The 15964-nt window shown below is 39.2% G+C and carries 14 protein-coding genes; 4 read left to right on the top strand and 10 right to left on the bottom strand.

Annotation, left to right across the window (positions count from 1 at the left end; translation table 11 throughout):
* The first annotated feature begins 31 nt into the window (after nucleotides 1-31).
* Together CFPU101_RS15625 and CFPU101_RS15630 are read left to right on the top strand one after the other, a co-directional pair.
* Entirely contained in the window at nucleotides 32-1552 is a 1521-nt protein-coding gene (locus CFPU101_RS15625) for a pitrilysin family protein (protein WP_206816265.1), read from the top strand.
* 15 nt (nucleotides 1553-1567) lie between these two features.
* Complete coding sequence (locus CFPU101_RS15630; protein ID WP_206816266.1) at nucleotides 1568-3031, top strand: pitrilysin family protein; 1464 nt, start codon at nucleotides 1568-1570, stop codon at nucleotides 3029-3031.
* Between the two features lie 102 nt (nucleotides 3032-3133).
* On the opposite strand, the gene pstB (CFPU101_RS15635) is transcribed toward CFPU101_RS15630, so the two are convergent.
* The 9 genes from pstB (CFPU101_RS15635) to pstS form a co-directional block, all read right to left on the bottom strand.
* Entirely contained in the window at nucleotides 3134-3931 is a 798-nt protein-coding gene (pstB, locus tag CFPU101_RS15635) for a phosphate ABC transporter ATP-binding protein PstB (protein ID WP_206816267.1), read from the bottom strand.
* Nucleotides 3925-4848 carry a phosphate ABC transporter permease PstA gene (pstA, locus tag CFPU101_RS15640; protein WP_206816268.1) on the bottom strand — a complete coding sequence of 308 codons (924 nt, stop codon included), beginning with the start codon at nucleotides 4846-4848 and terminating at the stop codon, nucleotides 3925-3927. The genes pstB (CFPU101_RS15635) and pstA (CFPU101_RS15640) overlap by 7 nt, the downstream gene beginning before the upstream one ends.
* A 3-nt stretch (nucleotides 4849-4851) precedes the next feature.
* The gene (gene pstC / locus CFPU101_RS15645) at nucleotides 4852-5757 is read right to left on the bottom strand and encodes a phosphate ABC transporter permease subunit PstC (RefSeq protein ID WP_206816269.1); all 906 of its coding nucleotides are present in this window, start codon (nucleotides 5755-5757) and stop codon (nucleotides 4852-4854) included.
* An 89-nt stretch (nucleotides 5758-5846) separates the two neighbouring features.
* Complete coding sequence (locus CFPU101_RS15650) at nucleotides 5847-6869, bottom strand: PstS family phosphate ABC transporter substrate-binding protein (RefSeq protein ID WP_206816270.1); 1023 nt, start codon at nucleotides 6867-6869, stop codon at nucleotides 5847-5849.
* A gap of 232 nt (nucleotides 6870-7101) precedes the next feature.
* Complete coding sequence (gene pstB, locus CFPU101_RS15655; RefSeq protein WP_206816271.1) at nucleotides 7102-7899, bottom strand: phosphate ABC transporter ATP-binding protein PstB; 798 nt, start codon at nucleotides 7897-7899, stop codon at nucleotides 7102-7104.
* Between the two features lie 45 nt (nucleotides 7900-7944).
* The gene (gene pstB / locus CFPU101_RS15660; protein WP_374191962.1) at nucleotides 7945-8742 is read right to left on the bottom strand and encodes a phosphate ABC transporter ATP-binding protein PstB; all 798 of its coding nucleotides are present in this window, start codon (nucleotides 8740-8742) and stop codon (nucleotides 7945-7947) included.
* Between the two features lie 56 nt (nucleotides 8743-8798).
* Nucleotides 8799-9704, bottom strand: coding sequence for a phosphate ABC transporter permease PstA (gene pstA, locus CFPU101_RS15665; protein ID WP_206816273.1), 906 nt, complete (start codon nucleotides 9702-9704; stop codon nucleotides 8799-8801).
* A 36-nt stretch (nucleotides 9705-9740) separates the two neighbouring features.
* A complete protein-coding gene (gene pstC / locus CFPU101_RS15670; RefSeq protein ID WP_206816274.1) occupies nucleotides 9741-10679 on the bottom strand; it encodes a phosphate ABC transporter permease subunit PstC in 939 nt (312 codons plus the stop codon).
* Between the two features lie 164 nt (nucleotides 10680-10843).
* Nucleotides 10844-11983 (bottom strand): phosphate ABC transporter substrate-binding protein PstS, encoded by a 1140-nt coding sequence (gene pstS / locus CFPU101_RS15675; protein WP_206816275.1) that lies wholly within the window; start codon nucleotides 11981-11983, stop codon nucleotides 10844-10846.
* Between the two features lie 505 nt (nucleotides 11984-12488).
* Here pstS and CFPU101_RS15680 point away from each other — a divergent pair.
* Together CFPU101_RS15680 and CFPU101_RS15685 are read left to right on the top strand one after the other, a co-directional pair.
* Complete coding sequence (locus tag CFPU101_RS15680) at nucleotides 12489-13535, top strand: PstS family phosphate ABC transporter substrate-binding protein (protein ID WP_206816276.1); 1047 nt, start codon at nucleotides 12489-12491, stop codon at nucleotides 13533-13535.
* A 305-nt stretch (nucleotides 13536-13840) separates the two neighbouring features.
* Nucleotides 13841-14614, top strand: coding sequence for a sirohydrochlorin chelatase (locus tag CFPU101_RS15685; RefSeq protein ID WP_206816277.1), 774 nt, complete (start codon nucleotides 13841-13843; stop codon nucleotides 14612-14614).
* Here CFPU101_RS15685 and CFPU101_RS15690 read toward each other — a convergent pair.
* Nucleotides 14597-15964 carry an FAD/NAD(P)-binding protein gene (locus CFPU101_RS15690; protein WP_206816278.1) on the bottom strand — a complete coding sequence of 456 codons (1368 nt, stop codon included), beginning with the start codon at nucleotides 15962-15964 and terminating at the stop codon, nucleotides 14597-14599. The genes CFPU101_RS15685 and CFPU101_RS15690 overlap by 18 nt on opposite strands.

The following is a 15964-nucleotide window of genomic DNA, read 5'->3' on the forward strand; positions in this document are numbered from 1 at the left end:
AGCTAAGGAACTGCTCACTTAAATTATCAATATGGGATTTTTAAGAACCATTATCGGTTTGGCACTTGGCTTAACCCTGTTTATATCAAGTTGGGGTTTATTGCCCTCTCATGTAATTGCACAAGAAATCAATCCTTATCTCAAACAAGCCACAGAACGAGTTACCGAATTTACCCTCGATAACGGGTTAAAATTTATTGTCATGGAAAACCGTGATGCTCCCGTTGTTTCCTTTTTTACCTATGCAGATGTGGGGGGAGTCGATGAACCTGTTGGCAAAACAGGGGTGGCTCATTTTTTGGAACATTTGGCTTTTAAGGGGACTAGAGAAATTGGTACCACTGATTATCAGGCGGAAAAAGCAATTTTAGACCGTCAGGATCAAGTTTATGACCAGATACAAACCGCTAAAAAATTAGGTAAGTCCGCAGACGTTAAACAATTAAGCCAAGAATTTGAACAATTACAAGCACAAGCTAATCAATTTGTCAAGCAAAATGAATTTGGTCAAATTGTCGAACGTTCGGGGGGAGTTGGCTTAAATGCGGCAACTTCGGCGGATGCAACGGTCTATTTTTATAGTTTTCCTGCTAATAAACTAGAAATGTGGATGTCCCTTGAATCAGAACGCTTTTTAGATCCTGTGTTTCGAGAATTTTATAAAGAAAAAGAAGTGATTCTCGAAGAACGTCGTCTCAGAACCGATAATAATCCAGTTGGTCAAATGATTGAAGCTTTTATCGACAAAGCGTTTACGAAACATCCCTACAAGCGTCCTGTCATTGGTTATGACGAGGATATCCGTAATTTATCTAGAGAGGATGTGACACAGTTTTTTAACGCTTATTATCCACCGAATAATTTAACAATTGCGATCGTTGGTGATGTCGATGCTGCTAAAGTAGAAGAATTAGCAAAGATTTATTTTGGTCGTTATACGGCAAAACCCAAACCTAGCGAAAATATTTCTATTGAACCGCAACAAACCGCATCAAGAGAAGTTGATTTAACCCTACCTTCCCAACCTTGGTACTTTAAAGGGTATCATCGTCCAGAATTGAATCATCCTGATAATGCGATATATGAAGTGATTACTACTTTGATGAGTAATGGCAGAACATCGCGTTTGTATCGTTCTTTGGTTGAAGACAAACAAATCGCGTTAGTTGCACAGGGATTTAATGGTTTTCCAGGGGACAAATATCCGAATTTAATTTTGTTTTATGCGATGACTTCACCCAATGGAACCCTCGAAGAAGTACAAAAAGCATTAAACCAAGAAATTGAACGTCTTAAAAATGAACCCGTCTCCGAAAAAGAATTACAACGGGCTAAAAATCAACTACGGGCGCAACTCCTGCGTACTCTCAATTCTAATTCGGGAATGGCACAAGCCTTAGCCGAATACGACGTTAAAACAGGAAGTTGGCGCAATTTATTTAATCAAATCGATCAATTTTCGGCGGTTAGTGCTGAAGATATTCAACGTGTCGCTATTTCTACCTTTAAAGAAGAAAATAGCACGATCGGACGCATTCAACCCGCACAATAAATAAGGATCACATCTATGCAAAAATCGTTTAAGCGTTTTCAGTGGTTAAGTATATTTGTATTAGTTTTGGTGATGGTTTTAACTCTGCGTTTACCTGCTATTGCCCAAACTCCTAGACAATATAATGAGATAACCTTTCCTCCTTTACCCGAAATCAAAATCCCAAAATACGATCGCTATCAACTCAAAAATGGCATGATTGTATATTTAATGGAAGATCATCAACTTCCTTTAATTAGCGGTAATGCGTTGATTCGGACAGGTTCACGCTTAGAACCCTCGAAAAAAGTCGGTTTAGCGGAACTGGCAGGAACCATGCTGCGTATCGGAGGTACCCAGTATCATTCACCTTCCCAAGTCAATGAACTCCTCGATCAAAATGCTGCTATTGTAGAAACATTGATCGGTACATCGTCAGGAAGTGCTAGTTTTAACGCTCTTAAAGAAGATATTGAACCCGTCTTTGGACTCTTTGCTGAAATCCTGCGTTATCCTGTTTTTGATGATAAACAATTGACAATCGCCAAAACACAACAAAAAGGGGAAATTTCTCGCAGAAACGATGACCCTGGTGATATAGCGAGTCGAGAGTTCCAAAAGCTTATCTATGGTGAAAGTAGTCCTTATGCGCGGACAATTGAATTCACTACCTTAAATAATATCTCTCGTGACAATATCGTTGATTTTTATCAAACCTATGTGCGTCCCGATGAAATCATTTTAGGGGTGGTGGGTGATTTTGAACCTCAACAAATGAAAGCCCTCATTGAAAAAACCTTTGCTGACTGGAAACCACCCGCGACTCCCCCTAAGATAGATATCCCTACAGCCTCACAAAAATATGATAGGGGTGTTTTCTTCGTCAATCAACCGCAACTAACCCAAAGTAACATTCTTATCGGACATTTGGGCGGAAAATTGAGTAATCCAGATTATCCAGCACTCAGCGTCATGAATGAAGTGTTAAATGGATTTGGTGGACGCTTATTTAATCAACTGCGTTCACGTCAAGGATTAGCGTATTCAGTGTATGGGTATTGGAGTGCTAATTATGATTTTCCTGGAATGTTTCTTGCGGGTGGACAAACTCGTTCAGAAACAACTGTTACCTTTGTTCAATCTTTACTTAAAGAACTAGAACGAATCCAAACCGAACCCATCACGGAACAAGAATTAGCACTAGCCAAAGATTCAATTTTAAATTCATTTGTTTTTAAATTTGCCAATTCTGGTCAAATTTTATCACGTTTGATGAATTATGAATATTATGGTTATCCTGCTGATTTTATCTTTAACTATCAACGTGGAGTACAAGCAACAACGATTTCAGATATTCAACGTGTCGCCCAAAAATATCTCAAACCAGACCAAATTGTGACCCTAGTCGTCGGTAATAAACAAACCATTCAACCCCCATTATCCCAACTAGGAGGCGAGGTTAAAGTGGTCGATGTCACCATTCCTCAACCGAAGAGTTAATCATTTCGTAGGGGTCGCGGAAGGCGACTGCACGCCGTTTCACGGAATTTAAAATTCCGTGAGCGGTGCAGTTTGGTCTCCAAACCCTTCTAAAAACAAAAATTATCCAAAACGACCACTAATATAATCTTTAGTTTGCTGATTTTCTGGCTGACTAAACATATCTTGTGTCCGACCAAATTCGATCAATTCACCCAAATACATAAACGCGGTATAGTCAGAAATTCTCGCCGCTTGTTGCATACTATGGGTCACAATTAAAATTGAAACTTGCTCTTTAATAAGACCAATTAACTTTTCAATACTGTTCGTAGCAATGGGGTCTAGTGCCGAGGTGGGTTCATCAAATAAAATAATTTCAGGCTCACTGACTAAAGCCCTTGCAATACAAAGACGTTGCTGTTGTCCCCCCGATAAATCATAAGCAGATGCACTCAAACGGTCTTTGACTTCTTCCCAAAGGGCAGCATTTCTAAGGGATTTTTCGACTTTTTCATCAATAAGATTGCGTCGCGTTTCTCCCCTGACTCGTAACCCATAGGCGACGTTTTCATAAATCGATTTCGGAAACGGATTCGGTTTTTGGAAAACCATACTAATCCGCATTCTAACTTCAATCGGGTCAACCTGACGACCTAAAATATTAACCTCATCTACCGCAATTTGTCCCTCATAGCGATTTCCTGGGTAAAGGTCGTGCATCCGATTAAAACATCTTAAAAGCGTGGTTTTACCGCACCCTGAAGGGCCAATTAAGGCGGTTACTCTTTTGTCAGCAACCAGCATATTAATTTTTTTCAGGGCGTGAAATGAACCATAATAAAAATCTAGATTTCTCACCTCTGCTTTTGGAGGTGTATCTAAAAATTCTTGCGCGATATATGAAATATTTTCTACCATTTGATTCCCTTGCGAAAACGATAACGTAAAGAGATAGCTAAACCATTCATCGCTAGTGTCATAAATAATAAAACGGTTCCAGCCGCCGCTGCATTCACCTCGAATTCAGGTTCGGGACGCGATACCCAGTTAAACATTTGAATGGGCATTAAAGTAAACGGGGCTTTTAACCATGCAAACGAAATAAACGGAAATTCGCTTGTAATCGGAGAATCAGGCAAAAAAGCAATAAAAGTCAAGGCCCCAATCGTAATAACGGGTGCAGTTTCGCCAATCGCACGAGATAAGCCGATAATAATACCTGTCAGAATACTACCAAAAGAATAGGGCAAAATATGATCCCAGATCATCTGCCATTTACTCGCCCCAATTGCATAAGCCGCTTCTCGTAAACTATTCGGAATCGCCCGCAGTGCCTCACGAGTGGTTACAATGACGACAGGTAAAATCAGTAATGCCAGCGTTAAACCTGCGGCTAAGATACTTTCGCCGAGATTAAACTGATAGACAAAAACACCTAATGCTAATAATCCATAGATAATCGAAGGAACACCTGCTAAATTAGTGACATTAATTTCAATCAATGCAGAAAGCCAGTTTTTACGAGCATATTCCTCTAGATAGACACCCGATGCAATGCCCAAAGGAACGGCAAAAAAAGCGGTCACTAACATCACCAACGAAGTACCCACCCAAGCAGAAAGAATACCAGCCCTAGAAGCGCGACGACTGGGAAATGAGGTAAAAAATTCTGGTGTGATGCGCGACCAGCCATTAATCGCTAATTGTAGGATTAAGGCTAATAAAATTAAGACTGACACTAAAATGACAATTAATCCCACAATGGCAAACAGATTATTAATCAATTTGCGCTGATTAATTTCCCCTCGTAGTGTTTGTAAATTCTCTGCAACCATCTTTTAATAAATTTCTCGATACTTTTTGGCGAGAAAATAACCAATAATATTTAAAACTAATGTCATGAGAACTAGCGTAATTCCAGCAGCGAAGATAGACTGATATTCTAGTGAGCCATGAGGTAAATCACCTAAACTAACTTGAACAATATATGCTGTAATGGTAGCCGCTTGGTCAAAAGGATTCCATGTTAAGTTAGGTTGTAATCCTGCTGCAATTGCGACAATCATTGTCTCACCAACAGCGCGAGAAATTCCCAAAATATAAGCCGCACTAATTCCCGAAATAGCCGAGGGAAAGACCACTTTTAAGGCTGTTTGTAAGCGAGTTGCCCCCATTGCATACGAACCCTCTTTAATCGATTGTGGCACAGCCCGCATGGCATCTTCACTAATCGAACTAATCAAGGGAATAATCATCAATCCCATGACTAGAGCTGCACTGAGCATATTAAATCCTGGTAAGTCTGGAAAAATGGTTTGTAATAAAGGAGTCACCGAAAGTAGGGCAAAATAACCATAGACAACCGTTGGCACAGCAGCGAGTAATTCTAAAAAGGGTTTAGCAATTTCTCTTACTTTAGCGGGTGCAAATTCACTCAAATAAATGGCGACAATGGTTCCAAGAGGAATCGCCACTAACATTGCTACAATAGATGTAACTAAAGTACCCGATAATAACGGTAAAATACCATAGTGAGGGTCAGCAAATAGTGGACTCCATTGGGTATCGGTCAAAAATAGTTTAAGTGGTACTTTTTGAAAAAAATAAACCGACTCACTAATTAATACTTCTAAAATACCAAAGGTTGTTAAGACTGAGGTTAAAGCCGCTAATAGCAGAATTATCTCAATAATTTTTTCTTGTAAGTTACGCTTTTTTTTGTATTGATTTGTCCAAGTTTGCATCGGCGATTTTTGTGAATTGAATTAAAAATTATTGGTTTGAATGAAGGGTTTGGCGACCAAACCCCTACTAAATGTATTAAAACAATTAATTAATCTTTGGCTTCCATACGAACGATGTCTTGAACAGTGACACCGACAATATCTTTACCAACAAAAACACTACCAGTTTTATTTTTTCTGAAGTTATCCATTACATCTTTATAAGTGGCGGCAGGTAAAGGTACATATTTGACCTCAGAAACCAGTTTAGACGCATTATTGATGTAATATTCGACAAATTGCTTAACTTCAGGACGTTGAGCCGCTTTGGAATTAACATAGATGAAAATGGGGCGAGATAGAGGGCTATACTTTCCATTTTCGACATTCGCTTTAGATGGCATGACAGGCCCTTTACCACCATCAACCGCAATCGCTTTTAATTTATCTTTATTTGCTTCATAGTAAGCATAACCGAAATAACCCAAAGCATTTTTATCGCGGCTAACCCCTTGCACTAAAACGTTATCATCTTCACTGGGGGTATAGTCAGTTCGGCTTTTTTTCGATTCACCCACAACAGCTTCTGTAAAATAGTCAAAGGTACCAGAGTCCGCACCAGGGCCATATAATTTTACAGGTGCATTAGGAAACTTAGAGTTAACCTGATTCCACTTCGTAATTTTTCCTTGTGCGGCGGGTTCCCACAGTTTTTTTAGTTCGGCAACGGTCATACTATTAACGGCGGTATTTTGTTTGTTTGCAACAACCGTTAACGCATCAAAGGCAACAGGAAGTTCAATAAACTTAACGCCAGCAGCAGCACACTTTTGACGTTCAGAATCTTTAATCGGACGAGATGCGTTAGAAATATCGGTTTCACCTGCACAGAATTTTTTAAACCCGCCACCTGTTCCAGAAACACCGACGGTTACTTGAGTATTACGGTTTTTGGCTTGAAAATCTTCTGCTACCGCTTCTGTAACGGGATAAACAGTACTTGAACCATCAATTTTAACCGTAGTACGGTTTTGGGAATAAACTGAAGGAACCGCCAAAGCTGTAGCTGCTACAGCAGCAATTGTTCCGCCAAGCGTCCAACGATTTAGTTTAAATTGAAAATTATTAACCATACGTTCCTCAATTGTTGTTAGTTAATCGTCTGTTGAAAAAATTACAATGACTTACACAAAATCATTATATAGAGTTGGTAGCTAACTTAAGTTAAGCGAAATTTAAAGAGTTTATAAAGTTAAAAATAGGTTAATTTAAGATTAATAAAAAAAGCTATATTCTTAATATTTATTAAGTTAATAAAAAAGATGGGAATAACCCACCTACTTTAATCTAGGATGATGGAAAAAATTAACCAAAACGACCCGCAACATAATCTCTAGTTGCTTCTTGTGCGGGGTCTTGAAAAATTTTCTCAGTTCGGTCATATTCAACTAAATAACCGACTTTGCCACCTTTGGATGTCGGTTCAGCATTATAAAAGGCGGTATAATCAGAAACTCGTGACGCTTGCTGCATATTGTGTGTCACAATGACGATCGTATATTGTTTTTTTAGATCGTGCATTAACTCTTCAATTTTTAAAGTCGAAATGGGGTCAAGTGCTGCACAAGGTTCATCCATTAATAAGACTTCGGGCTGAATAGAAATGGCACGAGCGATACACAAGCGTTGCTGTTGTCCTCCCGATAATGCTTGACCATTTTGTTGTAGTTTATCTTTAACATCGTCCCAAATCACGGCTCTTTTTAAAGATGTTTCGACTAATTCATCCATATTCCCTTTGTAGCCATTTAAACGCGCTCCAAAAGCAATATTTTCATAAATCGATTTAGGGAAAGGATTCGGTTTTTGGAACACCATCCCAATTCGACTCCGCAAATTTACGGGGTCAAGTCCCGTTGCATAAATATCTTTACCTCGATAGGTCACTTTTCCTTCAATTCTGGCACTTTTAATCAAATCATTCATGCGGTTAAAACAGCGCAAAACCGTACTTTTTCCACAGCCAGATGGGCCAATAAAAGCGACAACTTGCTTTTCTGGAATATCTAAGGAAACCTCTCGAACCGCTAAATTAGAACCATAATAAACATTTAGATTCTTCGTTCTGAGAACCGCTTGGGTATCGACATCAGTTACTAACATAAAATTTCAGAGAATAAATAAACAAAAAAACAATAACTCACTCAATTAACCAAACTTACCACTGACATAATCTTTGGTTGCCTGTTCATTTGGTGAACCAAAAATAACCTCTGTTCTGTCGTACTCTACTAAATAACCAATTTTGCCACCTTTAGGCGTTGGTTCCGCGTTAAAAAATGCAGTGTAGTCAGCCACCCTTGTCGCTTGCTGCATATTATGAGTCACGATAATAATCGTATATTTTTCTTTTAATTCGTGAATCAATTCTTCAACTTTTAAAGTCGAAATAGGGTCTAATGCCGAACAAGGTTCATCCATTAAAATAACTTCTGGTTTGGCAGCAATGGTACGCGCAATACAAAGACGTTGCTGTTGTCCACCCGAAAGAGAAAAACCACTCTCTTGTAATTTATCTTTTACTTCATCCCACAGAGCGGCCCGACGTAAAGAGGTTTCAACAATTTCATCAAAATTGCCAGTATCTTTTTGAATTCTTGGCCCATAAACAATATTATCGTAAATCGTTTTCGGAAAAGGGTTTGGACGCTGAAACACCATGCCAATTTGATCTCTAATTTTAACAGGATCAACATCTCTTGCATACAGATCTTGACCTAAATAAGTAATTTTGCCAGTCAAATGAAAAGATTGAATCAGGTCATTGAGTCGATTAAAACATCGTAGAATAGTGCTTTTTCCGCAACCAGATGGGCCAATCAAGGCCGTTACCTTATTTTTGGGGATTTCTAAGTTTACGCTAGCTACAGCGCGATAATCTCCATAGTAAATATCAACATTTTCCGTTTTTAAAACCGTTTGAATACGGTTCGTTGTGGACGGCATTTCTCTCATAAAAATTGTTCTCCTATAAACCGTAGATTGTGTTCTTGCCGTAATTCTTATCTCTGTCGGGTTGCCATCCGTGCGGCGATACTGGTAGCTAACACCAATAACACCAAAATGAGGGACGCAGCCCAAGCTAATTCTTGTTGTGGTCGAAACGGAACGATCGCAAAGTTATAAACTAAGACTGATAGGGTCGCAACGGGTTCAAAGATGCCTTTCGGCCAAAAATTAGAAAACAAAGCTGTAAAAATCAGGGGGGCGGTTTCTCCAGCCGCACGAGCAATAGCAAGGGTCACACCAGTTAAAATAGCGGGAATGGCTGCGGGTAATACCACCTTCAAAACGGTTTGATAATTATAAGCTCCGATGCCCAAAGCAGCCCAGCGAATATCTTGGGGAACAATTTGTAAAGCTTCATCCGTCGTTCTAATGATAGTAGGAAGCATTAACACGGCTAGGGCAATTGCCCCCGCGACCGCACTAAAGCCAAAAAGCCCACTATTACCGATTAAAGGAGCTACAAACAATCCATAAGCGAAAATCCCTGCAATAATTGATGGTACCCCACTGAGAACGTTAACTGCAAATCTGACCCATCGAGCAATCTGACTTCCTCCGCTAAATTCCGAGAGATAAACCGCCGCTAAAACCCCGATGGGAACAGCGATTAAGGTCGCTAAAGCAACAACCATAATTGTTCCTAAAATTGCGTTGGCTAATCCTCCTGCACTAAGCCCAGGTGGAGGTGGAAGTTGGGTAAAAATACCAGGTTGAAAGAGTCTTGCTGCACCTTTGAACAGAACATAACCAATCACAAAAACTAACGGAATAATGGTTAGAGCCAGACAAAAGGCGGAAATTCCCGTCATTACTAGCCCAAATAGGGAACGAGGACTAGAAGGTTCTTTTCTAAGATTTATTTTTGAGTTCGTAACTTCATCGAAATCTAATGTAGCCATACAGGATGATTTTTTTCTTAAAAGTTCAGACTTGTTTTAGTTGTATTTTGCTTTGATTTTATTCACGATGACTTCAGCTAGGATATTGACTAAGAGCGTCAAAATCATCAATACTAAACCCGCATACATGAGAGCCGATACTTGCAGTCCAGATGCTTCAGCAAACTGATTTGCTAATAAAGATGCAATTGTATTCGCAGGCTGTGTTAAAGAGGGACTAATTCGATTCGAGTTACCAATGAGCATGGTTACGGCCATTGTCTCACCCATCGCACGCCCTAGGGCTAACATAATGCCCCCAACAATTCCAGAAATCGCCGCAGGAATAAGAACTCTGAAAATCGTTTCCCAACGAGTTGCCCCTAAACCTAATGACGCTTGACGTAAATCTGGCGGTAAGGCAAATAGGGAATCACGAGAAATCGCAATAATAATCGGTAAAATCATGATGGCTAGTACCACACTGGCAACTAGCATACTTGGGCCTCTTACGACTGGGAAAAAAGGGATAATTTTGTGTAATGACGATAAAAAGGGAATCATCACAAAAATACCCCATAAACCGTAGACCACACTCGGAATGGCGGCTAGAAGTTCAACTAAAAAAACGAGAACGGTGCGTATTTTTAGAGGGATAAAATCTTCACTTAAAAAAATAGCAGAACCAATTCCAAGCGGAACGGCAATTAATAACGCTAGAAATGAATTAACCAGGGTTCCGTAGATGACAGGTAACGCGCCAAAGTCCTCGCGTCCTTGTACAGGGTTCCAAGTACTATTAAAGAGAAAACCGAGTCCAAATTGACTAATTGCTGGCCATGCTCTAATTGTAATGACTAATGCGATCGCTACTAAAATTATCCCAATACCAATAGCAAAAGCTTGCGTTAGACCGATAAACCCTTTATCGAATGTTTTTTCGATCTCTGGACGCGGGCCAAAATCGGTGTTTTGTGAAAGATGCGGTGAAGCCATACAATATTTTTTCGTAAAAGTCAATAAATAAATTCTTTAGATATTTTCAGGATTAGGGTGAGGGAAGATAAGTTCTCTGGTTTTTGGATATACTTTTTCTCTTGCTTTATCGTGATCTGCTCATCACCCTGTTACCCTATATCCTGATCACCTAGTGGGGTTAACTATTCTACCTTAATGGTATAGTCTGGCGAGATCTGATCGGCTGCTGCTGCCACTTTTTTGACCACATCGGGTGGTAAAGGAACATAGCCTAAAGCCGCACTTTGTTGTTGCCCTTTGGTTAAGCCATATTCGATCATCGCTTCCGTTGCGATCGCTTTATTTTTATCAGCATAATTTTTATTGACCAACATCCAAGTATAAGTCACGATCGGATAAGCGGTATCTCCTGCTGGATCACTGATAAACAATCTAAGATCATCGGGTAATGCTTCTGAGGCTAAAGTAGCTGTTGCTCCTGCTTCATCAGGTAGTACAAATTTACCTGCACTATTTTCTAACGCTGCCATCGCGATATTATTATTTTTCGCGTAGCCATATTCAATGTAGCCGATTGTTCCTTCATTTTGTTGAATCGCTGCCGTTACCCCTTCATTACCCTTACCACCAATAAATTTACCTTTGCTGGTTGGCCATTGTACGCTTTTTCCTTCACCAATACTTTTTTCCCATTCTGGACTAATCGCACTCAAATGCTTAGTAAAGACACCAGTTGTACCACTACCATCAGAGCGATGAACAACGGTAATCGGTGAATTGGGTAAATTTAAATTAGGGTTAGCTGCGACAATTTTCGGGTCATTCCATTTAGTAATCGCACCGTTAAAGATTCCGACATAGACATCTCTAGGTAATTGTAAGCCCTCGACACCAGGTAAATTGTAGGCTATTGCAATACTACCCGCCGTCATTGGCAACAGAATAACACCATTTTTAACTTTAGCGATTTCTTCATCTTTCATCGCTACATCACTCGCCCCAAAATCAATCGTACCTTGAATGAACTGTTCAACACCTGCACCACTTCCGACGGATTGATAATTAACTTGAAGTTGCGGAACTTCTTGGTTTAATTGAACAAACCAGTTTTGATACAAGGGCGCGGGGAAAGTGGCACCAGCACCCGTGAGCGCAACATTACCCGCTAGAGGAACTGTTCTTGCTTCCCCAGTGGTTCCTGTTGTGCCATTCCCAGTGGTTCCTGTTGTGTTGGTAGTAGAAGTTCCACCGCCACAAGCTGCTAAACTCGCGGTGAGTGTTAGTACGGTTAGAGAACTCGTTAATCGAGAAATATTTCTCATAGTTTTTTCGCTTCGATTAGACATACTAGGATTGAGGCAATTAGTAAACCTAGAAAATCTTAGTCTATAAGCTACACTTTGTTAGTAAAGAATAGATTAAGAAAACGCCGAAAATTGGCTAAGTTCTGAAATTACAGATAAAAACGCTGTACACAAATGAACGTCAAATGCTTATATAGAGTGAGTTTCATCACTTTTTTGAATTTTATTTTATATTTTTAAATTAGTCAGCTTAAAAATTACTTTTTTAAAATTTCTCTAAGTAAGGTAAAGTTTACGATTTCTTCATCTTGTTAAGTCAGTGAAAAGCTTCGGCTCACTAATCATTATTTTTTAGACCATCTTTTTCGCAGCTAGATTACTCTTATTTAATCGAATTGGTAGAAAAAACACTAACAACTTAATCTGCTTTTAAACTCAATTCGTTAAACTTTTGAATAATAAAATATTAAGTTTTTATGCAAACTTAACATTTTGTATCAAAGTGGAATTAGGAGAACGGTAAATGAAAAGCACATCAAAAAAAAACTCGCTGATCATCAAAACAGGAGTAATAGCAACATTACTATTACAATCATGCGCCTCAACTAATCCAAAAGATGTAAAACCCATTAAAATAGACGGTTCAAGCACGGTTTATCCGATTACCCAAAAAGTTTTAGAACACTACAAAGCCAATCCACCAAAGCAAACTTTAAGTGATATTACAGTTAATGATAACTTTTCTGGAACAGGTGGCGGATTTAAAAAGTTTTGTGACGGACAAACGGATATTAATGCGGCTTCGCGTCCTATTTCAAAAGAAGAAATGGCGGCTTGTAATGCCAAAGAAATTCGTTATATTGAATTACCCATTGCTTTTGATGCTTTAACCGTAGCCGTCAATGCTAAAAATACTTGGGCAAGCGATATAACAGTAGCTGAACTAAAAAAACTCTGGGAACCGTCAGCACAGGGTAAAATTACTAAATGGAATCAAATTCGTTCTACTTGGCCCGATCAACCGATTACCCTTCATGGCGCAGGACAAGATTCTGGAACTTTTGACTATTTTACTGAAGCCATTGTGGGGCAACCTAGCGCAAGTCGTACTGATTATAACTATAGTGAAGATGACCAAGCGTTAGTGAATGCCGTTAAACAAGATACAAATGCACTAGGTTATTTTGGTTATAGCTATTATGAGCAGAACAAAGATCAATTAAAAGCATTAGCGATCAATAATGGTAATAATGCGGTTCTTCCTTCTGCGGAGTCCGTCAAAACTTCCCAGTATCAACCCCTGGCACGTCCTTTGTTTATCTATGTTAATGCCAAAGCGGCGCAGGACAATCCAGCACTAGAAACCTTTGTAAAATACTATTTAAATCATGCACCTCAAGCAGTAGCCGAAGTCGGTTATATTCCTTTACCAGATGAAGGCTATCATATCGCTAAAGTACAATTTGAAAAGTTTGAAGCAGGAACTGTTTTTGATGGCAAGGCTCAATACAATTTAACCATCGGCGAATTACTACGCAAACAAGCCCAATTTGAAACCGCGAATAAATAATTAGGTAATTTGGTTAGTCTATACATAACATCAGAGAAGAAATTCTCTGTCTTAAAGCTTCAGTCGAGGGGCTGTGTCTGCCATCGTACGGCAGATCTTGTAAGCCCCGTCGGTTGAAACCGACTCACTTTAAAGATAAGAGTTTATTTTAATGGACTTTTGCTTTGAGACAGGGATTTCAATCCCTGACGGTATCAATGAACTGACTGACAATGATGCAAGTTGTGACTAAACTCATACCTCTCTACCCTTAACCCAAAAAATAAGATAACCTAGATAAATTAAGAATTTTTTAACAGATTCTAATGTCATCATCTGCTTATCTGTTGGTTTATCACGGAAGTCGAGATCCTCGCCCTGAGCAAGCGGTTAGAAAGATCGCAAATTTGTTTCGTCAGCAGATTAAAATAAACGAAAGTCTAGTCAGTGTCCATCAATCCATCAATAACGCGACTACTCTACTGACTAAACCTCAAGATTCTTTTGTTGAAGTTGCTTCTTTAGAATTATCTGCTATTCCTCTTCATCAGAATATCATCAAATTTGCTCACCAAGCGACTACACTAGGTTTCACTCAATTACAGATTATGCCATTGTTTCTGTTACCTGGTGTTCATGTTAAAGAAGATATCCCTAGAGAAATCACTTTAGCTAAACAAAAGATTTCAGAGATGCACATTGATTTAAAATCCCATTTAGGCGCGTATCCTGATCTTATTCCCCTACTGCGTCAACAGTTTGAAAGCATCTCAGCAGACACTCGTATTTTATTGTCTCACGGTAGCCGTTATTCAGGTAGCCGTCAAGCCGTTGAAGCTGTATCCTATCAATTAGACGCGATACCTGCTTATTGGTCAGTTGCACCAAGTTTAGAAACACAAGTACAAGCTTTAATTGCACAAAAAGCGCAAAAAATAGCCATATTACCCTATTTTCTCTTTTCAGGTGGGATTACAGAAGCGATCGCCCAACAAGTGCAGCAATTACAGCAGAGATATCCACAAATACAACTTTACTTAGGCGAACCCATTAATGCAACCCACGCCCTCGCTCAAGTTATTCTACAAGGAATTCAATAACTCTTTAGCTAATTTTTCGGCTTGTTGTCGAATTTCTGGGACGGCGGTTGTTTCCCAAAGGCAGCCTTTTTGAAGTGGGCCTAAAGTATATAGTATAGAAGAATTATCGCCTATATTATTGACTAATGCGCCGTTTTCTGCAACATCTAATCCTAATTGGAGAGCATCAGGTTTAGCTAGTTCCGAAGTAATAATATTTTTCAATAAAGGATTTTGCCATTGACTCGTTAACCGTTCAGAACCAGTACAATTAACCACATGGTGTACTTGAATGTCTTGAGTCTGTTCAGTATATCTCGGACGAATGGTTACTGTTACTTTGTCTATCTCTTCTTGATACGATTGTATTTCTCCACGCAAAATGATTAACTGTTGTGAGTCTCTTAATTTAGTAATAATTTGGGCAATATCTGGCGAAATTCGATGCCGATGAATATCCCAATAGGAACGCAAATGACGTAAAAAGCGGCGTTTTTCTGTGATAGAAAGCGATTTCCAGATTAGTTGGGTGTGAGGACGCAGAAAATCTATTACCGATCGCCAATCATAACCTAAGTCTTGCGCTTTTTTGACTTCAGAGCGAATTTGTTTAAATAAATGATTTAAGTTTTGATCCAGTTCAATCAAAGGAGCATACACTTGTATTGGTTTATGCGGTTGTGGCAGTAACCCGCGTCTGGAAACTAAATAAATTTTCCCTTGATGTCCTTTGTAATATAAATCAATTACTAAATCAATGGCGGTTAGTCCAGAACCAATCAGTAAAATATTATGATCTGGTTCTATCATATTTTCTAATGGAGTAGACCAAGCCCAACTAGAATAACGTCTACTTTGATAGAAAGATGGATCATCAATGGGTGGATGAGATGGCGGTAAATTTCCTAATGCTAAGATAACACGATCGGCTTTAATCGTTGCTCCACTTCGACACGTCACAATCATTTGCTCATGTGCGGCTTGCAGTGCGTGGGCTTCATCTTGTATATATTCTAAATAAACATCTTTTCTCGCGTAGTTTTGTGCCTCTTGTAAAACAGATTGAAGATATTCGCCATAATAGCGACGGGGTGCAAAAGTGCTTCCTGTAAAAGATTTTTTGGGATAGCGATCTTGTATCCAGTTTAAGAAATGTTCGGGAATTTCAGGAAAAGCACTCATTTTTGAAACGGGAACATTGAGGAGATGGCTAAGAATGGGGGTACTATAAGCCACCCCTTGACCTATTTTGACACGTTTTTCAATGAGTTTAATCTTTAAAGGACAATTGGCTAGACGTAGTAACTGTACAGCTACCATCGTTCCACTAAAACCACCACCGATAATTGCAATTGTCGTAGCCTTAACCAT

The sequence above is a fragment of the Chroococcus sp. FPU101 genome, from assembly GCF_017312365.1.
Taxonomy (GTDB): domain Bacteria; phylum Cyanobacteriota; class Cyanobacteriia; order Cyanobacteriales; family Microcystaceae; genus Chroococcus.